The sequence below is a fragment of the Pseudomonas sp. NPDC090208 genome (assembly GCF_044746785.1).
In the GTDB taxonomy this organism is placed as follows: domain Bacteria; phylum Pseudomonadota; class Gammaproteobacteria; order Pseudomonadales; family Pseudomonadaceae; genus Aquipseudomonas.
The window spans coordinates 641,723-661,224 of sequence record NZ_JBIVCU010000001.1 but is presented as its reverse complement, the minus strand read 5'-3'; the positions used below and the strand labels follow the sequence as shown (position 1 = coordinate 661,224).

The 19,502-nt window shown below is 61.9% G+C and carries 17 protein-coding genes; 13 read left to right on the top strand and 4 right to left on the bottom strand.

What is annotated here, in order from left to right:
• Nucleotides 1-220 precede the first annotated feature (220 nt).
• The 5 genes from ACIPL0_RS02930 to ACIPL0_RS02910 all read left to right on the top strand — a co-directional run bounded on the left by ACIPL0_RS02930 (nucleotide 221) and on the right by ACIPL0_RS02910 (nucleotide 4,014).
• Nucleotides 221-1,132, top strand: a complete 912-nt coding sequence (locus ACIPL0_RS02930; protein WP_400596841.1) for a LysR substrate-binding domain-containing protein — start codon at nucleotides 221-223, stop codon at nucleotides 1,130-1,132.
• Between the two features lie 211 nt (nucleotides 1,133-1,343).
• On the top strand, nucleotides 1,344-1,835 hold the full coding sequence (gene purE / locus ACIPL0_RS02925; protein WP_400596840.1) for a 5-(carboxyamino)imidazole ribonucleotide mutase: 492 nt from the start codon (nucleotides 1,344-1,346) through the stop codon (nucleotides 1,833-1,835).
• Nucleotides 1,836-1,842: 7 nt separating this feature from the next.
• Nucleotides 1,843-2,925 carry a 5-(carboxyamino)imidazole ribonucleotide synthase gene (locus tag ACIPL0_RS02920; RefSeq protein WP_400596839.1) on the top strand — a complete coding sequence of 361 codons (1,083 nt, stop codon included), beginning with the start codon at nucleotides 1,843-1,845 and terminating at the stop codon, nucleotides 2,923-2,925.
• 224 nt (nucleotides 2,926-3,149) lie between these two features.
• Nucleotides 3,150-3,395, top strand: a complete 246-nt coding sequence (locus ACIPL0_RS02915; RefSeq protein WP_400596838.1) for a GlsB/YeaQ/YmgE family stress response membrane protein — start codon at nucleotides 3,150-3,152, stop codon at nucleotides 3,393-3,395.
• A gap of 82 nt (nucleotides 3,396-3,477) precedes the next feature.
• Complete coding sequence (locus tag ACIPL0_RS02910; RefSeq protein WP_400596837.1) at nucleotides 3,478-4,014, top strand: DUF3299 domain-containing protein; 537 nt, start codon at nucleotides 3,478-3,480, stop codon at nucleotides 4,012-4,014.
• 152 nt (nucleotides 4,015-4,166) lie between these two features.
• Here ACIPL0_RS02910 and ACIPL0_RS02905 read toward each other — a convergent pair whose 3' ends face one another.
• Entirely contained in the window at nucleotides 4,167-5,081 is a 915-nt protein-coding gene (locus ACIPL0_RS02905; RefSeq protein WP_400596836.1) for a D-hexose-6-phosphate mutarotase, read from the bottom strand.
• Nucleotides 5,082-5,184: 103 nt separating this feature from the next.
• A complete protein-coding gene (locus ACIPL0_RS02900) occupies nucleotides 5,185-5,586 on the bottom strand; it encodes an acyl-CoA thioesterase (RefSeq protein WP_400596834.1) in 402 nt (133 codons plus the stop codon).
• 367 nt (nucleotides 5,587-5,953) lie between these two features.
• On the opposite strand from ACIPL0_RS02900, the gene ACIPL0_RS02895 reads away from it, so the two are divergent.
• The 8 genes from ACIPL0_RS02895 (at nucleotide 5,954) to ACIPL0_RS02860 (ending at nucleotide 16,572) form a co-directional block, all read left to right on the top strand.
• A complete protein-coding gene (locus ACIPL0_RS02895; protein WP_400596833.1) occupies nucleotides 5,954-7,246 on the top strand; it encodes an MFS transporter in 1,293 nt (430 codons plus the stop codon).
• Between the two features lie 157 nt (nucleotides 7,247-7,403).
• Nucleotides 7,404-8,375 carry a phosphate ABC transporter substrate-binding protein PstS family protein gene (locus tag ACIPL0_RS02890; protein WP_400596832.1) on the top strand — a complete coding sequence of 324 codons (972 nt, stop codon included), beginning with the start codon at nucleotides 7,404-7,406 and terminating at the stop codon, nucleotides 8,373-8,375.
• A 198-nt stretch (nucleotides 8,376-8,573) separates the two neighbouring features.
• Entirely contained in the window at nucleotides 8,574-10,859 is a 2,286-nt protein-coding gene (locus tag ACIPL0_RS02885) for an ABC transporter permease subunit (RefSeq protein WP_400596831.1), read from the top strand.
• A gap of 12 nt (nucleotides 10,860-10,871) precedes the next feature.
• Nucleotides 10,872-12,542 (top strand): phosphate ABC transporter permease PstA, encoded by a 1,671-nt coding sequence (gene pstA, locus ACIPL0_RS02880; protein ID WP_400596830.1) that lies wholly within the window; start codon nucleotides 10,872-10,874, stop codon nucleotides 12,540-12,542.
• Nucleotides 12,543-12,649: 107 nt separating this feature from the next.
• Nucleotides 12,650-13,483 (top strand): phosphate ABC transporter ATP-binding protein PstB, encoded by an 834-nt coding sequence (pstB, locus tag ACIPL0_RS02875; RefSeq protein ID WP_400596829.1) that lies wholly within the window; start codon nucleotides 12,650-12,652, stop codon nucleotides 13,481-13,483.
• 54 nt (nucleotides 13,484-13,537) lie between these two features.
• Entirely contained in the window at nucleotides 13,538-14,296 is a 759-nt protein-coding gene (gene phoU, locus ACIPL0_RS02870; protein WP_400596828.1) for a phosphate signaling complex protein PhoU, read from the top strand.
• A 186-nt stretch (nucleotides 14,297-14,482) separates the two neighbouring features.
• Entirely contained in the window at nucleotides 14,483-15,382 is a 900-nt protein-coding gene (locus ACIPL0_RS02865) for a response regulator (protein ID WP_400596827.1), read from the top strand.
• 281 nt (nucleotides 15,383-15,663) lie between these two features.
• Entirely contained in the window at nucleotides 15,664-16,572 is a 909-nt protein-coding gene (locus ACIPL0_RS02860; RefSeq protein ID WP_400596826.1) for a peptidoglycan DD-metalloendopeptidase family protein, read from the top strand.
• Between the two features lie 171 nt (nucleotides 16,573-16,743).
• Here ACIPL0_RS02860 and ACIPL0_RS02855 read toward each other — a convergent pair whose 3' ends face one another.
• The gene (locus ACIPL0_RS02855; RefSeq protein ID WP_400596825.1) at nucleotides 16,744-18,084 is read right to left on the bottom strand and encodes a hemolysin family protein; all 1,341 of its coding nucleotides are present in this window, start codon (nucleotides 18,082-18,084) and stop codon (nucleotides 16,744-16,746) included.
• Between the two features lie 100 nt (nucleotides 18,085-18,184).
• A complete protein-coding gene (gene phoR / locus ACIPL0_RS02850) occupies nucleotides 18,185-19,486 on the bottom strand; it encodes a phosphate regulon sensor histidine kinase PhoR (RefSeq protein ID WP_400596824.1) in 1,302 nt (433 codons plus the stop codon).
• Nucleotides 19,487-19,502 lie beyond the last annotated feature (16 nt).

The following is a 19,502-nucleotide window of genomic DNA, read 5'->3' as shown; positions in this document are numbered from 1 at the left end:
CGTATGAATGAGCAGTGATGAGTTGTCGTTCACCTGTAGGAGCGCGGCTTGTCCCGCGACCGGCTGCGAAGCAGTCGTAAAACCATGCGTATTGGCCGTGTCAGGCACACCGCGTGCACAGGTTTTACGACGGGTTCCCCGCCGGTCGCGGGACAAGCCGCGCTCCTACAGGGAGCCAAGCCCCAAGAAATAACGCAGTCCCTGTCCCTGGGAGGACACGATGAACCTGGAAAGCAAATGGCTGGAAGACTTCAGCGCCCTGGCCGCCACCCGCAGTTTTTCCCAGGCGGCGGAGCGCCGGTTCGTCACGCAACCGGCGTTCAGCCGCCGTATTCGCAGCCTCGAAGCGGCGCTGGGCCTGACGCTGGTCAATCGCTCGCGCACGCCGGTGGAACTGACCGCTGCCGGGCAACTGTTCCTGGTCACCGCGCGCACCGTGGTCGAACAACTCGGCGAAGTGATGCGCCACCTGCACCATCTGGAAAGCGGCCAGGGCGAGGTCATGCAGATCGCCGCCGCGCACTCGCTGGCGCTGAGCTTCTTCCCGCGCTGGATCGCGCAACTGCGCAACGAAGGCCTGAACATCGCCACGCGGCTGGTCGCGACCAACGTCGGTGACGCCGTACATGCCCTGCGTGAAGGCGGTTGCGACCTGATGCTGGCGTTCTACGACCCGGACGCCGCCTTGCAGATGGACGCGGAAATCTTCCCGTCGATGCACCTGGGCGTGACCGAAATGCTGCCGGTGTGCTCGGTGGACGCCGCCGGCCAGCCGCTGTTCGACCTTGAGGCCGACAACAGTGTGCCGCTGCTGGCGTACAGCGCCGGGGCGTTTCTCGGTCGTTCGGTGAACCTGCTGCTGCGTCAGCGCAACCTGCGTTTCACCACGGTGTACGAGACGGCGATGGCCGACAGCCTCAAGGGCATGGCGCTGCAGGGCCTGGGCATCGCCTGGGTGCCGCGACTGAGTGTCACAGCCGAGCTGGAGCGCGGTGAGCTGGTGATCTGCGGTGGCCCGCAATGGCATGTGCCGCTGGAGATTCGCCTGTACCGCTGCGCGCTGGTGCGCAAGGCCAACGTGCGCCTGTTGTGGCGCAAGCTGGAGGGGGGCGCGGCACAAGCGGCGGTCTGACCTCGAAGTCAGTAAACACAAGGGCTGGCGCCATGAACGATCGGCTGACAGGAGGTCTTCAGCGTTCTGTCAAACGCAACACTTTGCGGTATACTGCGCGGCCTTTGACCGGTTGCACTGGTCATTATTCGTACAACAAGCCACGCCGGTCCTCCCGCGTGGCTTGTTGTTTTTAGACGCGCCTGCGGGCGCCCGATGAAGAGGCACGACGATGAGCGCACTGGTTGGCGTGATCATGGGCTCCAAGTCCGATTGGTCCACCCTTAGCCACACCGCCGACATGCTGGAAAAGCTCGGCATTCCGTACGAAGTCAAAGTGGTCTCGGCGCACCGTACGCCTGACCTGCTGTTCCAGTACGCCGAAGAGGCCGAAGGCCGTGGCATCGAAGTGATCATCGCCGGTGCCGGCGGTGCTGCTCACCTGCCAGGCATGTGCGCTGCCAAGACTCACCTGCCAGTGCTGGGCGTGCCCGTGCAGTCGTCGATGCTCTCGGGCGTCGATTCGCTGCTGTCCATCGTGCAGATGCCGGCAGGCATTCCGGTCGCCACCCTGGCTATCGGCAAGGCCGGCGCGATCAACGCCGCGCTGTTGTCGGCGAGCATCCTGGGCGCCAAGCACCCGCAATTCCACGCGGTACTCAAGCAGTTCCGTACCGAGCAGACAGACAGCGTTCTGGACAATCCAGACCCGCGCGAGGCCTGAGGTTCCCATGAAGATCGGCGTAATCGGTGGCGGCCAGTTGGGTCGCATGTTGGCTCTGGCGGGGACTCCGCTGGGAATGAACTTCGCCTTCCTGGACCCAGCGCCGGATGCGTGCGCCGCTGCATTGGGCGAGCATCTGCGCGCCGATTACGGCGATCAGGACCATCTGCGTCAGCTGGCTGACGAAGTCGATCTGGTCACCTTCGAATTCGAAAGCGTGCCGGCGGAAACCGTGGCCTTCCTGTCGCAATTCGTACCGGTCTACCCGAGCGCCGAAGCCCTGCGTATCGCCCGCGACCGCTGGTTCGAAAAGAGCATGTTCAAGGACCTGGGCATTCCGACGCCGGCCTTCGCCGACATCCAGTCCCAGGCTGACCTCGACGCCGCTGTCGCCAGCATCGGCCTGCCTGCCGTGCTGAAAACCCGCACCCTGGGTTACGACGGCAAGGGCCAGAAAGTCCTGCGCAAGCCGGAAGACGTGGTCGACACGTTCGCCGAGCTGGGCAGCGTGCCGTGCCTGCTGGAAGGCTTCGTGCCGTTCACCGGCGAAGTCTCGCTGATCGCCGTGCGTGCCCGCGACGGTGAAACCCGTTTCTACCCGCTGGTACACAACACCCACGACAGCGGCATCCTGCGTCTGTCCATCGCCAGCACCGATCACCCGTTGCAGGCGCTGGCCGAAGACTACGCCGGTCGTGTGCTCAAGCAGCTGGATTACGTGGGCGTGCTGGCTTTCGAGTTCTTCGAAGTCGACGGCGGCCTGAAGGCCAACGAAATCGCCCCGCGCGTGCACAACTCCGGGCACTGGACCACCGAAGGCGCCGAGTGCAGCCAGTTCGAAAACCACCTGCGCGCCGTGGCCGGCCTGCCGCTGGGTTCGACGGCCAAGGTGGGCGAGAGCGCAATGCTCAACTTCATTGGCGAAGTACCGCCGGTGGACAAGGTCATCGCCATCGACGACTGCCACCTGCATCACTACGGCAAGGCCTTCAAGGTCGGGCGCAAAGTGGGTCACGCCACCGTGCGCAGCAAGGACCGCGCGACCCTGGATCGTCAGGTGAAGCTGGTTGAGGCGTTGATCAAGAATTGATCAGGCCAGCTGATCTTTTGTAGGAGTGAGCTTGCTCGCGATTGCTGTCGGCCTGCGACGAATGTATTGCCTGACACTCTGCAATCGCGAGCAAGCTCACTCCTACAGTTGTATTGGGGCATTGAATGGTCCAGCGGAACCATTCCCCCCTACACCCCCTCTCATAGCGTGTTGCCAATAGCCGACTAGGCTTTGGTTCAGGCACTCAATCAGAGGGAAGTGGCATGGGAATCATAGGAACCATCTTCATCGGCCTGATCGTCGGTCTGCTGGCGCGCTTTCTCAAGCCAGGCGACGACAGCATGGGCTGGATCATGACCATCATTCTGGGGATCGCAGGTTCGCTGGTCGCGACCTATGGCGGTCAGGCGCTGGGGATCTACGAAGCGGGGCAGGCCGCAGGTTTCCTCGGCGCTCTGGTCGGCGCGATCATCCTGCTGGTGATCTACAGCATGGTCAAAAAGAACTGAAACTCCCCTTCTGCCCTCTGCGCGATTGCCGCGCAGAGGGCTAGAATGCGCGGCATTTCCCACCCTTCTTGCCGAGCTCTCGATGCGCCGTCTTCTTTTCATTTCCCTGCTGCTGGTCTGCGGACTGGCACGCGCCGCTGATCTTCCTGAAACCGACTGGCTGGAGCTGATGCCCAAGTCCGACCAGAAGGCCCTTGAAGCCATGCCGGAGATCGACCACAACTCGCCGGAAGCCCAGGGCACGTTCGACAGCAAAGGCGGCCTGAAACAGAGCAAGGGCCTGCCGGCTGTGATGTATTCGACCAAGACTGTGGCCGCGATGGATGGCAAGAACATCCGTCTGGGTGGCTATCCGGTGCCGCTGGAAACCGACGCCAAAGGCCGCAGCACGCTGTTCTTCCTGGTCCCGTATCCGGGCGCCTGCATCCACGTGCCGCCACCGCCGCCGAACCAGTTGGTGCTGGTGCGCTATCCGAAGGGTTTGAAGATCGACGACATCTATACACCGCTGTGGGTGACCGGGCCGTTGAAGATCGAGAAGGTCAGCAACGATCTGGCCGATGCGGCCTACGCACTGGATGCGTCGAAGGTACGGGTGGTGACCGAGGCGGATTTGTAAGGCAAACCGTTCGAGATGGGTACATGAGCGTCTGATGTGGGAGGGAGCCCTGCTCGCGAAAGCGCGGTGTCAGTCATAGAAGCATTGACTGAACTAATGCATTCGCGAGCAGGGCTCCCTCCCACGGCCGTTGGCCAGAATCGAAAGCCGCGTTATTCCTGAGTCAGCGGCTCCGCCCACACGCTCACGCTCATCCCGTGCATGTCGCCCGGCTTGAGGGTGACGACGTCGCTCAGCACGTTGGCTGTTTCGACGCAGACCATGCCTTTCCAGCCATCGGCGTCCATGTCGCTGAAGGTCTTGGTCTTTTCGATCCATGGGTTCCAGACCACCGACGACTTCGAGCCGTGGGTCTGGATCTGGATGCGACGCTTCCACTCGGGGTCGACGATGCTGATCAGGTCCGGGGTGTCCTGATAGATGCGGTCGGTTTCGCCACTGAAGGTGATATCGCCGGCCTGCACCTGCGGCGTGTCCCAGCTTTCCAGCGTGTTCAGATAACTCACACCGTCCAGGCCCTGAATGCTGACCTGATGCACGTCGCTGACGGCGAAATAGCTGTGCAGCGCCTGGCTCAGGGTCACGTCGTGGTCGCCCGCGTTGAAACTGAGCAGGCTGACGTGCAGCGCTTCACCTTCCAGGCGAATGCTCAGTTTCAGGCCAACGGTGTGCGGCCAGCCGGGCAGATGGCCTTCGGCCTTGAGCTGGATGAATTCGATGATCAGCGCATCGCCATCCTCGGCCATGTTGGTCAATTCCCAGTCGATGGCGCGGACTTCGCCATGAGCGTTGGCCGGCTCGTTGCTCTGGCGCATGGCCTGCACGCTTTGCGGGTTGCGCTGGAAATTGCCGAACCACGGCCAGCAGATCGGCATGCCGCCACGGATCGCCTTGCCGTGCTTGTACACCGCGCTCGGATTGGACCAGATCAGCGGCTCCTCGCCGTCGATCTGAAAGCTGACGATGTGCGCGCCCTGTTGGGCGACCGTCAATTCGGCCTTGCCGTGGCGAATGCGCCAGCAATTGAGCTCACCGAGCTGAATGGATTCGACTTCTGGCGTTGGCATAAGGGTTCTCGACTCATTAAGGACAGTGACGAAATCAGACTGCGCCAAGCTTGATGAGTTTACTGCGCAAAGCCAAGTACCGCGGTGCAGACGGCCGGACGGTTCAGCGCCGGGCCGGAACCGAGCGGGTGCGACCGCTGCCGTCGATGGCGACGAAGACGAACACCGCTTCGGTCACCTTGCGCCATTCGCTGGACAGCGGATCGTCGCTCCACACTTCAACCATCATGCGGATCGAGCTGCGACCGATTTCCAGGGTCTGGGTATAGAAGGACAGCTGGGCGCCCACGGCCACCGGGACCAGAAACGCCATGCGGTCGATGGCCACGGTCGCCACGCGACCGGCTGCCACCTTGCTGGCCATGGCCGTGCCGGCCAGGTCCATCTGGGCCACCAGCCAACCGCCGTAAATGTCGCCGAAACCGTTGGTTTCGCGGGGCAAGGCAGTGATCTGCAATGCCAGATCGCCTTGCGGGATCGGATCTTCCTGTTCGAGCTCTATCATGTCTGACCCATGACTCTCATAGTCTTCACGTTAAAAAGGGAAACTCTGCGAAATCGACTTGGGCAAATGGTTTCGCACAAATTCCCTGAATGACCGGGCGAGTCGCGGCCGGCAAGTATATCGGGCGATGCCTCCTGCTTCGACCGTCGGGCTGCGATTTTGACCGGTTGCCGGTTACATTCATGTGCTTGTGGGCACAATTTGCTATCTTGCCGGACCGATCTGGCGCATCCCGCCATATTTTGTCACGCAATTTTGATGCCCGATTACACCTTCGAGTCGATAAATCGCGTGCAGGGCTGCTATCCGCAGCCGAGTTCGTCGCCGATTTCCTTGTCTCAAGCACGCATCAAGAGAAGCCTCCGTCATGTCCTCTGTGTCTTCCAGCGCCGCGCAGCCGCAACGGCCGTTGACCCGCAACGATTACAAAACCCTGTCGCTTTCCGCCCTGGGCGGCGCGCTGGAGTTTTACGATTTCATCATCTTCGTGTTCTTTGCCGCCGTGGTCGGCAAGCTGTTCTTCCCGGTGGACATGCCTGAATGGCTGCGTCTGCTGCAGACCTTCGGCATTTTTGCCGCCGGTTATCTGGCTCGCCCGCTGGGCGGCATCGTCATGGCGCACTTCGGCGACCTGCTGGGCCGCAAGAAGATGTTCACCCTGAGCATCTTCCTGATGGCCGTGCCGACGCTGATCATGGGCCTGCTGCCGACCTATGCGCAGATTGGTATCTGGGCGCCGCTTCTGTTGCTGCTGATGCGGATCATCCAGGGCGCTGCCATTGGTGGCGAAGTGCCGGGTGCGTGGGTATTCGTTTCCGAGCACGTTCCCTCACGTAACGTCGGTTACGCCTGCGGTACCCTCACTTCCGGCCTGACTGCCGGAATTCTGCTCGGCTCGCTGGTCGCCACCTGGATCAACAGCCTGTACACCCCGGCCGAAGTCGCTGATTACGCCTGGCGGATTCCGTTCCTGCTCGGCGGCGTGTTCGGCCTGATGTCGGTGTACCTGCGCCGCTGGCTGCACGAGACGCCGGTCTTTGCTGAATTGCAGTTGCGCAAGCAACTGGCCGAAGAAGTGCCGCTCAAGGCCGTTCTGCGTGATCATCGTGGTGCCGTGGTGTTGTCGATGCTGCTGACCTGGCTGCTGTCGGCCGGTGTCGTGGTGGTGATCCTGATGACCCCGACCCTGCTGCAGACCGGCTACGGTTTCACCCCGGCGGTGACCCTGAAAGCCAACAGCTTCGCGATTGTCATGCTGACCCTGGGCTGCATCGCCTCCGGTGCCCTGGCTGACCGCATCGGCGCGGGCCTGGTGTTCCTGATCGGCTCGCTGTGCCTGTTGCTCAGCTCCTGGACCTTCTATCACACCGTCGGCACCCACCCGGATCTGCTCTATCCGCTGTACGCGTTGACCGGGCTGTTCGTCGGCACCATCGGCGCGGTGCCGTTCGTGATGGTCAAGGCGTTCCCGCCGGTGGTGCGCTTCTCCGGTCTGTCGTTCTCGTACAACCTGGCCTACGCGATCTTCGGCGGCCTGACCCCGATGGTGGTGACGCTCATGCTCAAGGCCAACCCGATGGGGCCGGCCTGGTATGTGGCGATCCTGTGCGGATTGGGCATGCTGATCGGCGTCTATTTGCTGAAGAAGAAAATCGCCTGACCGACTGCAATGCCTTGTTGCAAATGACCGGTCAAAATAAAGGCCGCTCCTCGGATTGAGGGGCGGCCTTTAATCTTTTTGTCACACTTCATTCATAGAGTAGTCACATGGCCATCATTGTTGCGGCCGACCTTTTCGACCTCGCCAGGAGCCAGGCATGACACTCAAGCGTTGGATGACCGCATTTACTCTGGTGGCGAGCAGTGTCGCCACCGTGCAAGCTGTTGCAGCCGTCGACCCGGCGATCAAGCCTTACACCAAAACCTCCGGGGTTTCCGGCAACCTGTCGAGCGTCGGTTCGGACACCTTGGCCAACCTGATGACCCTGTGGGCCGAGGCCTATAAAAAGGAATACCCGACGGTCAACATCCAGATTCAGGCCGCCGGCTCGTCCACCGCGCCACCCGCTCTGACGGAGGGCACCGCAACCCTGGGCCCGATGAGCCGCAAGATGAAGGACGGCGAGCTGTCGGCCTTCGAGCAGAAATACGGCTACAAACCGACCGCGATTCCGGTGGCGGTGGATGCGCTGGCGGTGTTCGTGCACAAGGACAACCCGATCAAGGGCCTGACGTTGCAGCAGGTCGATGCGATTTTCTCGGCGACCCGCCTGTGCGGCGCCAAAGCCGATGCGAAAACCTGGGGCGACATCGGTGTGACCGGCGACCTGGCCGGCAAGTCGATCCAGTTGTTCGGTCGCAACTCGGTGTCCGGCACCTACGGCTACTTCAAGGAAGAAGCCCTGTGCAAAGGCGACTTCAAGCCGAACGTCAACGAGCAGCCGGGTTCGGCCTCGGTGGTCAGCTCCATCAGCAGCTCGCTGAACGGCATCGGCTATTCGGGCATCGGTTATAAGACATCCAGCGTGCGCACCGTGCCGCTGGCGAAAAAAGAAGGCGGCGAATTCGTCGAAGACAACGAAACCAACGCCCTTAATGGCACCTATCCGCTGGCGCGTTTCCTGTACGTTTACGTCAACAAGGCGCCGAACAAGCCACTGAACCCGCTGGAAGCCGAATTCATCAAACTGGTTCTGTCCAAACAAGGTCAGGAAGTTGTCATGAAAGACGGGTACATTCCTCTTCCAGCCAAGGTCGTCAGCAAGGCATTGGCTGATCTGGGGCTATAACAACGGCGGCGCGCACCAGCGCTGCCCGGAAAACCCGGACGCGGGGTGACAGGTTCGTCCCGCCACGAACGAAAAAGGCCTTATGGAACGAGGCTCGCGAAACAATGAACAGTCCGTTGCCACGATTCCGGGGCGACGGGCTTTTTTGCGTCACCACGCTGTAATGTATCTGTCATACATAGCGACTAGGGTGTGCGCATGAATGATTTGGCCAATTCATCGATGACCGAAAAATCCCCTCCCGAGCGCATTGATTTCAATACGCCGGAGTTGCAACGCAAGCGTCGTATTCGCGCGCTCAAGGATCGTCTGACGCGCTGGTATGTGCTGGTGGGCGGTCTTGCGGTGTTGGCAGCAATCACGCTGATCTTCTTCTATCTGGCCTACGTCGTTGCACCGCTGTTTCAGGGCGCGAGCCTGACCGCGAAAGCCGCTCTGAGCCCGGCCTGGATGCAGGACGCTGGCAAACCGATGGTTATGGCCCTGGAAGAGCAGAATGAGGTCGGCATGCGCGTGTCCGACAAGGGTGAAGCGCTGTTCTTTCGCATCAGCGATGGCGTCGAGCTGTCCCGCGTGACGCTGCCCGTGCCCGCGGGCGCCCATGTGACCTCGGTGGCCAAGGATCAACCCGGCAAGCCGGTGATCGCGGTCGGCCTGTCCAACGGCCAGGTGCTGGTGTTCAGGCACGCCTACCCGATCAGTTACCCCGAAAACCGCAAGACCATCACCCCGACCATCAGCTGGCCTTACGGCGAAGCGCCGCTGGTGCTGGACGACGAGGGGCGGGCGGTAGAACACATCGGCCTGAACACCAGCGATACCGCGCTGATTCTTGCCGGCTCCACCGGATCCCAACTGCATGTGCTGTCGCTGACCCAGGCCGAAAACCTGATGACCGGCGAAACCACCCAGGAACAGAGCCGCATCGAGCTGCCACAGTTGTCCGAGACAGTGAAGGCGATTTACGTCGATCCGCGTCAGCAATGGCTGTACGTGATCAATGGCCGTGCGCTGGCGGACGTGTTCGACCTGCACGACCGCACGCTCAATGGCCGTTACAAGCTGCTGGAAGACGCCAACGCCGAAACCACCGCCAGTATCCAGTTGGTCGGCGGTATTTCGCTGATGATCGGCAACTCCCGGGGCGGTATCGGGCAATGGTTCATGGCGCGGGACGTCGACGGTGAGATGCGCCTGCAGCACATCCGTGACTTCAAGATGGGCGGCGCGCCGATTGCGCAGATCGTGCCCGAGCAGCGGCGCAAGGGCTTCATCGCCATGGACGCCGCCGGCAAGCTGGGCGTGTTCCACAGCACTGCGCACCGCACGCTGTTGATCGATCAGGTCGCTGACGGTCCGGCGCTGATGGCGATGTCGCCGCGCGCGAACATGATCGTGGTCGAGCAGAACGGCAAGTTGCAGCCCCTTGACCTGAAAAACCCGCATCCGGAAGTGTCGTGGAGCGCGTTGTGGGACAAGGTCTGGTACGAAAATTACGACGAACCCAAATACATCTGGCAATCCACGGCCTCCAACAGTGATTTCGAACCCAAGCTGAGCCTCGCGCCGCTGACTTACGGCACCCTCAAGGCCGCGCTGTACGCCATGTTGCTGGCAGCGCCGCTGGCGGTGGTGGCGGCGATCTACACCGCGTACTTCATGGCCCCGGGCATGCGCCGCAAGGTCAAGCCGGTGATCGAGTTGATGGAAGCGCTGCCGACGGTGATCCTCGGCTTCTTCGCCGGGCTGTTCCTCGCACCGTATCTGGAAGGCCATCTGCCGGGCGTGTTCAGCCTGCTGATATTCACCCCGATCGGCATTCTGCTGGCCGGCTTCTGCTGGACTCGCCTGCCTGAATCGCTGCGTCTGCGGGTGCCGGACGGCTGGGAAAGCGCGATTCTGATTCCGGTGATCCTGCTGGTGGGCTGGGCCTCACTGGGCATGAGCACGCACATGGAGAACTGGTTCTTCGGCGGCGACATGCGCGCGTGGATCACCAACGACCTGGGTATCACCTACGACCAGCGCAACGCTCTGGTGGTGGGGCTGGCAATGGGTTTTGCGGTCATTCCCAACATTTACTCCATCGCCGAAGACGCCGTGTTCAGCGTGCCCCGTGGCCTGACTCTGGGCTCGCTGGCGCTGGGCGCCACGCCGTGGCAGACCCTGACCCGTGTGGTGCTGCTGACAGCCAGCCCGGGCATTTTTTCGGCGCTGATGATCGGCATGGGCCGCGCGGTCGGCGAGACCATGATCGTGCTGATGGCCACCGGCAACACGCCGATCATGGACATGAACCTGTTTGAAGGCATGCGCACGCTGGCGGCCAACGTCGCCGTAGAAATGCCCGAGTCGGAAGTGGGCGGCAGCCATTACCGCGTGCTGTTCCTCGCCGCGCTGGTGTTGCTGATGTTCACCTTCATCATGAACACCCTCGCAGAGCTGATCCGTCAGCGCCTGCGCAAGAAATACTCGTCTCTCTAGGGCCGGCCGAAGATGAAAAAGACCTCCCTGAAGAGTTGGTTCAAAAGCGGCGCTCCCGGCGTCTGGATGAGCGCGGGCGCGGTGTCCATCGCGGTGATCATGACCATCGGCCTGCTGGCGGTGATCGCCGTGCGCGGGTTGGGGCATTTCTGGCCGGCCGACGTGATTTCCGCCCGCTACGAAGTGCCGGGCCAGGCGCCGCAAGTGCTGGTCGGCGAGCGCGTGCAGGAAGAGCTGGTGCCGCGCGCACGGCTCAAGGGCGCCGGTTTGCCGGTGCCGGACCAAGGCCCGGAATTCATGACCCGCGACCTGTTCAAGGTGGGTAACCGTGACCTCAACCCCAGCGATTTCAGCTGGGTGATCGGCGACTGGCTGAAAGAGCAGAGCACGCCTGCCGCGCTGATGACCCTGGAGCGCCGCGAGTGGGGCAACTTCTACGGCTATCTGGTCAACGTCAAGGAAAACGGCCAGATCGTTGCCGAAGGCGAAGCGGCGTGGCCGCAGTTGCAGGAACGGATCAAGCGCGTGCAACGGATTGCCGACGAGCTGGACGGCTTGGAAAAGGCCGATATCGGTGCGATCAACCACGGCATCGAGCGTCTGCGCCTGCACGCACGCAAGCTGGAACTCGACGGCAAACTGGACGCCACCGCGCAGGCCGACATGGCCGCCGAGCGCGCCGAATACGACAGCCGCTACAAGGAAATCGAGGCGCGTCTGGGTGCGCTGCACGCCGACTTCAACCGCGACAGCCTCACAGCCCGCGACGCCAATGGCAAGGAAGTCGAGATCAGCCTGGGCAAGGTGGTGCATGCCTATCAGCCGAACGCGATGGGCACGGCGACCAAGCTGGGCTTCTACTTCAAGAAACTCTGGGAATTCCTCAGCGAAGACCCTCGCGAAGCCAACACCGAAGGCGGCATTTTCCCGGCTATTTTCGGCACGGTGATGATGACCCTGATCATGGCCGTGATCGTCACCCCGTTCGGCGTGCTGGCGGCCGTCTACCTGCGTGAATACGCCCGCCAGGGGCCGATGACGCGGCTGATCCGTATCGCCGTGAACAACCTCGCCGGCGTGCCGGCCATCGTCTACGGCGTGTTCGGTCTGGGCTTTTTCGTCTACGTGCTGGGCGGTTCGCTCGACCGGCTGTTTTTCCCCGAAGCGCTGCCGGCACCGACCTTCGGTACGCCGGGCCTGATGTGGGCCTCGCTGACTCTGGCGCTGCTGGCCGTGCCGGTGGTGATCGTCGCCACTGAAGAAGGTCTGGCGCGGATTCCGCTGACCCTGCGCGAAGGCTCGCTGGCCCTCGGTGCAACCAAGGCCGAGACGCTGTGGAAGATCGTTTTACCGATGGCCAGCCCGGCGATGATGACCGGCCTGATCCTTGCCGTGGCCCGTGCCGCAGGCGAAGTGGCGCCGTTGATGCTGGTGGGCGTGGTCAAGCTGGCGCCGTCGCTGCCGGTGGACGGTAACTACCCGTATCTGCACCTGGATCAGAAGATCATGCACCTGGGCTTCCACATCTACGACGTTGGCTTCCAGAGCCCCAACGTCGAGGCGGCACGCCCGCTGGTGTACGCCACAGCGTTGTTGCTGGTGCTGGTGATTGCCCTGCTGAACCTGTCGGCCGTGACTATCCGCAACCGCCTGCGCGAAAAGTACCGCGCGCTCGACGGTTGAAGCAGCAACAAGCATCAAGCTTCAAGCGGCAAACTAAAGCCGTTCTGTTTTTGCACCTGACTTGTAGCTTGCAGCTTGAAGCTTGCAGCTGAGAGAGAGACCCGAAGATGCAGCAAGATTCTCATACCCACGGGGTGAACATGTCGGCACTGGGGCGCAAGCGTCAGGGGCTGGATCTGGCGGGCGAGGAAATCACCCTCGAAGTGCCCGGCCTGAACCTGTTCTATGACGACAAGCAGGCGCTGTTCGACATCCAGATGAATATCCCCAAGCAGCGGGTGACGTCGTTCATTGGCCCGTCCGGCTGCGGCAAGTCGACCTTGCTGCGCACCTTCAACCGCATGAACGACCTGGTCGAAGGCTGCCGCGTACAGGGCGAGATCAAGCTGCACGGCCACGACATCTACAGCAAGGGCGAGGATGTCGCCGAGTTGCGGCGGCGGGTCGGCATGGTCTTTCAGAAGCCCAACCCGTTCCCCAAGACCATCTACGAAAACGTGGTCTACGGCCTGCGGATCCAGGGCATCAACAAGAAACGCACCCTCGACGAGGCCGTCGAGTGGGCACTGCGCGGCGCGGCACTGTGGGAGGAGGTCAAGGACCGCCTGCACGAGTCGGCGCTCGGACTTTCCGGTGGTCAGCAGCAACGTCTGGTGATCGCCCGCACTATCGCCGTCGAACCCGAAGTACTGCTGCTGGATGAGCCGTGCTCCGCGCTCGACCCGATCTCGACGTTAAAAGTCGAAGAGCTGATCTACGAACTGAAATCCAAATACACCATTGTGATCGTTACCCACAACATGCAACAGGCGGCGCGTGTATCGGATTACACCGCCTTTATGTACATGGGCAAGGTGGTCGAGTTCGGGGACACCGATACGTTGTTCACCAATCCGGCCAAAAAACAGACTGAAGACTACATAACCGGTCGTTACGGCTAGCACGTGCTTCGTCAGCCCTGAACCACCGCGCAATCAATCGGACGGACACTCAGCATGATCAAAGACAGCCATACACATCACATCTCCCAGCAGTTCAACGCTGAACTGGAAGATGTTCGCAGCCACCTGCTGGAAATGGGTGGTCTGGTCGAGAAGCAGGTCAACGACGCGGTCACCGCACTGATCGACGCCGACTCGGGCCTCGCCCAGCGCGTGCGTGAGGTCGATGACCGCATCAATCAGATGGAGCGCAACATCGACGAAGAATGCCTGCGCATTCTGGCCCGTCGTCAGCCGGCTGCTTCCGACCTGCGCCTGATCATCAGCATCTCCAAGTCGGTGATCGACCTGGAGCGCATCGGTGACGAGTCCACCAAGATCGCCCGTCGTGCCATCCAGCTCTGCGAAGAAGGCGAATCGCCGCGCGGCTACGTGGAAGTGCGCCACATCGGCGACCAGGTGCGCAGCATGGTCCGTGATGCACTGGACTCCTTCGCCCGCTTCGACGCCGATCTGGCCCTGTCGGTAGCCCAGTACGACAAGACCATCGACCGCGAATACAAAACCGCCCTGCGTGAGCTGGTCACCTACATGATGGAAGACCCACGCTCGATCTCTCGCGTGCTCAACGTCATCTGGGTGCTGCGTTCGCTGGAGCGCATCGGCGACCACGCCCGCAACATCTCGGAGCTGGTGATCTATCTGGTTCGCGGCACCGACGTGCGTCACCTGGGCCTCAAGCGCATGCAGGAAGAAGTCCAGGGACTGTCCGCCGAAAGCGCTAATGTTCCGCACGCTCCTGACGATAAATAAGATTGCCTGAGAAAAAACGCCCGGCCATTGCCGGGCTTTTTTTTGGAAGCGTCGGCCGTTTGCAGGGCCGCGAATTTTTCCTGTCACCCGCGAATTAATATCCCGGTGTCGTCAAACAGTTTGGCCGCTGGCCATCAGCCAGCGATATGCTCGCCATTTGCGGTGAACACGCCAGCAGGAGCGTCGATGAGTAAAGTCAGTGTGTTGGTGGTGGATGACGCCTCGTTCATCCGCGACCTGGTAAAGAAGGGGTTGCGCAACACCTTTCCCGGTATCCATCTGGAGGATGCCGTCAACGGCCGCAAGGCTCAGGTCCTGCTGACCCGCGAGCCGTTCGACCTGGTGCTGTGCGACTGGGAAATGCCGGAAATGTCCGGGCTTGAGCTGCTGACCTGGTGCCGTCAGCAGGAAAGCCTGAAGACCATGCCGTTCATCATGGTGACCAGCCGTGGCGACAAGGAAAACGTCATCCAGGCGATCCAGGCCGGTGTCTCCGATTACATCGGCAAGCCATTCACCAACGAGCAGCTGCTGACCAAGGTCAAAAAGGCGCTGCACAAGGTCGGCAAGCTGGAAGCCCTGATGAACAGTGGCCCTGCGCGCATGAGCGCAGCGTTCGCCAACGATTCGCTGGGCGCCTTGACCGGCAACCGTCCGGAAGTGGTCAGCGCCACGCCGCAGGCGGCTGCGCCTGCTGCACAGCCGCTGATCCAGCCAATGGCCAAACCGGCGCCGTCGGCTGAGCCGAGCGGCCGTGGTCAGGGCCAGTTGCGCCTGTCCAGCGGCACCACGCCGTGCATCATCAAGGCGCTGACCCTCAAGGAAGCCGCGCTGGTGGTCCGTCGCACGGACACCCTGCCGCAGATTCTGGACAGCGCCGTGCTCGATCTGGAGCAGGGTGAGAACGCCGAGGTCGCCCGCCTGAACGGCTACCTGCACGCCATCGCCGCGTTCGAGCAGAAGCCGGACAGCGACTGGCTGCAACTGACCTTCCGCTTCGTCGACCAGGACACGCAGAAGATGGACTACCTGTCGCGCCTGATCGCCCGCGGCACGGCGCAGAAGCACTTTGTGCCGGGTGCCTGACGCCGGGCGCTGATCTCAACCTGTAGGAGCCGGCTTGCTGGCGAATGCGGCGTGTCATTCAACGAAGCTGTGCCTGACACTACGCATTCGCCAGCAAGCCGGCTCCTACAGGTCGTCGCACGGGGGCTAGACCCTGCATAGAATTTGCAAATCTCCTCGCGTCCGGCCCTGACGCGATTTCCTTGACGCTCTGTCTATTACCGATTGATACGGATGAGTCCATTTCTATCGGTATCGCTGCTAGGCTTGGCCCCACTTGTCCACAAGCCAGGCCTATCCAGATGTTAGAGCGCTTGCTGATGGTGTGTGCATTGTTACTGGCAGCGCAGTCGGCCGGGGCAGTCACCATCTACCGATTCACCGATGCCAACGGAGTGGTTTCGTTTACCGATCACCCCGTCCCTGGCGCGCAGGTGATGAAACTTCGAGAACGCATGGTCGAGCGGATCGACAGCCAGGTGCGCCTGAGCGTCAAGAAAGCCAAGGGCACCGACAGTCTGTACGTGCGTAACGACCTGTATGCGCCGGTGGAAGTCGAGCTGAAGCTGTCCGGCGTGAAGAACGTGATCGGTGTGGCCGACCAGACCATTCGACGTACCATTCCCGCCCGCAGCAACGAACGCCTGATTGCCCTCAGTCCACAGATCCCGAGCAAGGCCATGGCCTACAAATCGAACCTGCGTTCGATTGTCGGCGACCCTTCACGCGGGTTGGTGGCGGGCAGTGGCGGCTATCGTTATCCACTGCCGTGGGTCGGCGGGCCGTTCCGCATCAGCCAGGGCCCTAACGGCCAATACAGCCATTTCGGCGCCAAGGCCCGCTACGCCATCGACATCGCCATGCCCGAAGGCACGCCGATCATTGCGGCCCGTGGCGGAACGGTGATCAAGACCGAAAACGGCCAGTCCGGGCGCGGGGCTAACCCCTCGGGCAACTTTGTGCGCATCCTGCATGACGACGGCACCATGGGGGTTTATCTGCACCTGATGCAGGGCTCGGTGAGCGTCAAGGAAGGCGATCATGTGTCGGTCGGCAGTCCGCTGGGCCGTTCCGGCAACACCGGCAACAGCACCGGGCCGCACCTGCACTTCGTGGTGCAGCGCAACGTCGGGCTGGCGCTGGAATCGATCCCATACGAATTCGCCCAGCCGGTGCAGAGCCTGCCGAATTTTGCGATTGGCGGGAATTAGCGCTGTGGCTGTGCTCTATGTAGGAGCTGGCTTGTCCTGCGACCGGCGACGCAGTCGTCGTAAAACCTGCATACGCGTTTTGACTGATCCACTGTGTTCTGAGGTTTTACTGCCGGTTCCCGGCAGGTCGCGGGACAAGCCGCGCTCCTGCAGGTAGCCGGCGCCTGCCTATCAATCCAGCTTCAACACCTTGGCCAGCACGATCTTCGGCCCTTTCATCTTTTTGATGATGATGCGCAGACCTTCGACTTCCATGACTTCCTCTTCCTCGGGCACGCGCTTGAGGCTGTCGTAGACCAGACCCGCGAGGGTTTCCGCCTCGACGTGGTCCAGGTCGATGCTCAGCAGGCGCTCGACCTTGAACAGCGGCGTATCGCCCCGTACCAGCAGTTTGCCCGGCTGGTAGGCGAGGATGCCGCGTTCGGCCTTGCGGTGCTCGTCCTGGATGTCGCCCACCAGCACTTCCAGCACGTCTTCCATGGTCAGGTAGCCGATGACCTTGCCGTCGGCTTCCTCGACCACCGCGAAGTGCGCGCCGCCCTGACGGAATTGTTCCAGCAGGCGCGACAGCGGCATGTGCTTGGACACGCGCTCCAGCGGGCGGATCAGCTCCGACAGGTTGAAGGACTCGGGAATGTGGTCCAGTGCCGCCAGTTCCAGCAGCAGGTCCTTGATGTGCAGCAGACCGACGAACTCCTCGCGTTCGGAGTCGTACACCGGATAGCGGCTGAACTTGTGGCGACGGAACAGCGCAAGGATCTCCTTGAGCGGCGCGTCGGCGTCGAGAATCACCATGTCCTCACGGGAGTTGGCCCAGTCGACCACTTCCAGTTCGCCCATTTCCACTGCCGAGGCCAGCACGCGCATGCCTTGGTCGCTGGGGTCCTGACCACGGCTGGAGTGCAGGATCAGCTTCAGTTCTTCACGGCTGTAGTGATGCTCATGGTGCGGGCCGGGTTCACCCTGACCGGCAATGCGCAGAATGCCGTTGGCGCTGGCGTTGAGCAGGTAGATCGCCGGGTACATCGCCCAGTAGAACAGGTACAGCGGCACCGCCGTCCACAGCGACAGCAGCTCGGGCTTGCGGATCGCCCAAGACTTCGGGGCCAACTCGCCGACGACGATGTGCAGGTACGAGATGACGAAGAAGGCGGTGAAGAACGACACGCCCTTGATCACTTCCGGCGAGGCGACGCCGATGGCTTCCAGCACCGGTGCCAGCAGGTGGGCGAAAGCCGGCTCACCGACCCAGCCCAGGCCCAGGGAGGCGAGGGTGATACCCAACTGGCACGCCGACAGGTAGGCGTCCAGCTGGCTGTGAACTGTGCGCAGGATGCGGCCACGCCAGCCGTTTTTCTCGGCGATGGCTTCAACGCGGGTGGCGCGCAGCTTGACCATGGCGAACTCGGCGGCAACGAAGAAGCCGTTGAGTAGCACCAGCAGCATTGCAAAAAGAATCATGCCGAAGTCGGCGAAAATTGAAGCGAGGCTCAAACCAGGGGAAGGGTCCATGATGGAGTTTTGCGGGTTCCGTGTTTACAGATAAGGGAAAGAGGTGCCCCGAAACATGGGGACACAAGAGCCGCAATGTAGCGGCTCTCTGCCAGATTGCCTAGGGTTTGGTCATTTGCGCAGGCGCGAAGTTGCAGATAAATACGCTGCCCTTGCCCGGCACGCTGTTGATCTCCAGCGTGCCGCGATGGCGCAACAGCACGTGTTTGACGATCGCCAGCCCCAGACCGGTGCCGCCGGTATTGGATGCCCGGCTTGAATCGACCCGATAGAAACGTTCGGTCAGACGCGGGATGTGCTTGCTGTCGATGCCGATCCCGGAGTCCTGCACGCTCAGGTGCGCGCCGCGACCGTCGCTCCACCAGCGGATACGGATCTTGCCTTCGGCAGGGGTGTACTTCACCGCGTTGAAAATCAGGTTGGAAAAGGCGCTGCGCAGTTCGGCTTCGCTGCCCTTGAGGCTGACGTCGCTTTCCACATCCAGAGTGATCTGTTGATTCTTGCTGCCGGACAGCGCCTGGGCGTCGTTCTTGATGCTCTGTAGCAAGCCCGGCACGGAGACGGGCTGATTGTCCGAGGGGTAGTCGGTGGCTTCCAGCTTGGCCAGCAGCAGCAGGTCGTTGAGCAGCGTCTGCATGCGCCCGCCTTGCTGCTGCATCTGTTGCAGGGCGCGGACCCAGCGTGGGTTCACTTCCTCGACATTGTCGAGCAGGGTTTCCAGATAGCCGCAGATGACTGTCAGCGGCGTGCGCAGTTCATGGGAAACGTTGGCAACGAAGTCTTTGCGCATCTGTTCCAGCTGGTGGATGCGGGTCACGTCGCGCACCAGCATCAGGTGCTCGTTGTTGCCGTAGCGGGTGATCAGCATCTGGATCCGCATGCGGTCGTTGGCCGGCGAGGGGATCTCCAGAGGCTCGGCGTAGTTGCCTTGGGCGAAATATTCCTTGAAGCGCGGATGCCGCACCAGGTTGGTCACTGGCTGGCCGCTGTCCTGCGGAGTTTTCAGGCCAAGCAGCGTCTCGGCCGCGATGTTCCACCACTCCAGGTTGCCTTCGCTGTCGAGCATGATCACCGCGTCGCGCAAGGCAGCGGTGGATTCCTGGACCCGGTCGATGACCGCCTGCAGGCGTCCGCGTACGCGCTGGTCACGGCGTTGCAGGTGGTAGATGCTGTCGAAGACCTCGCCCCACAGGCCATAGCCGTCCGGTGGCGGTTCGTCGGGTTTGTGATGGCGCAGCCAGTGATACAGGCGCAACAACTGCTTGAGGGTCCAGGCCAGGTACAGGCCCAAGGCGGTCGCCAGGCACCAGCCATAATGCCCGCTGACCAGCCCGGTCAGCAGCGCAGCCGTGACCAATAGCAGCAAGTGGCGGATCAGGGTGCCATGCCAGTTTTGATTCAATTAACGCGTCCTTGTC

What these genes read in the sequence shown, in the direction of transcription:
- ACIPL0_RS02930 (WP_400596841.1), top strand. Translation starts at nt 221, where the DNA reads ATGAACCTGGAAAGCAAATGGCTGGAAGACTTCAGCGCCCTGGCCGCC.
- purE (WP_400596840.1), top strand. Translation starts at nt 1,344, where the DNA reads ATGAGCGCACTGGTTGGCGTGATCATGGGCTCCAAGTCCGATTGGTCC.
- ACIPL0_RS02920 (WP_400596839.1), top strand. Translation starts at nt 1,843, where the DNA reads ATGAAGATCGGCGTAATCGGTGGCGGCCAGTTGGGTCGCATGTTGGCT.
- ACIPL0_RS02915 (WP_400596838.1), top strand. Translation starts at nt 3,150, where the DNA reads ATGGGAATCATAGGAACCATCTTCATCGGCCTGATCGTCGGTCTGCTG.
- ACIPL0_RS02910 (WP_400596837.1), top strand. Translation starts at nt 3,478, where the DNA reads ATGCGCCGTCTTCTTTTCATTTCCCTGCTGCTGGTCTGCGGACTGGCA.
- ACIPL0_RS02905 (WP_400596836.1), bottom strand. Translation starts at nt 5,081, where the DNA reads ATGCCAACGCCAGAAGTCGAATCCATTCAGCTCGGTGAGCTCAATTGC.
- ACIPL0_RS02900 (WP_400596834.1), bottom strand. Translation starts at nt 5,586, where the DNA reads ATGATAGAGCTCGAACAGGAAGATCCGATCCCGCAAGGCGATCTGGCA.
- ACIPL0_RS02895 (WP_400596833.1), top strand. Translation starts at nt 5,954, where the DNA reads ATGTCCTCTGTGTCTTCCAGCGCCGCGCAGCCGCAACGGCCGTTGACC.
- ACIPL0_RS02890 (WP_400596832.1), top strand. Translation starts at nt 7,404, where the DNA reads ATGACACTCAAGCGTTGGATGACCGCATTTACTCTGGTGGCGAGCAGT.
- ACIPL0_RS02885 (WP_400596831.1), top strand. Translation starts at nt 8,574, where the DNA reads ATGAATGATTTGGCCAATTCATCGATGACCGAAAAATCCCCTCCCGAG.
- pstA (WP_400596830.1), top strand. Translation starts at nt 10,872, where the DNA reads ATGAAAAAGACCTCCCTGAAGAGTTGGTTCAAAAGCGGCGCTCCCGGC.
- pstB (WP_400596829.1), top strand. Translation starts at nt 12,650, where the DNA reads ATGCAGCAAGATTCTCATACCCACGGGGTGAACATGTCGGCACTGGGG.
- phoU (WP_400596828.1), top strand. Translation starts at nt 13,538, where the DNA reads ATGATCAAAGACAGCCATACACATCACATCTCCCAGCAGTTCAACGCT.
- ACIPL0_RS02865 (WP_400596827.1), top strand. Translation starts at nt 14,483, where the DNA reads ATGAGTAAAGTCAGTGTGTTGGTGGTGGATGACGCCTCGTTCATCCGC.
- ACIPL0_RS02860 (WP_400596826.1), top strand. Translation starts at nt 15,664, where the DNA reads ATGTTAGAGCGCTTGCTGATGGTGTGTGCATTGTTACTGGCAGCGCAG.
- ACIPL0_RS02855 (WP_400596825.1), bottom strand. Translation starts at nt 18,084, where the DNA reads ATGGACCCTTCCCCTGGTTTGAGCCTCGCTTCAATTTTCGCCGACTTC.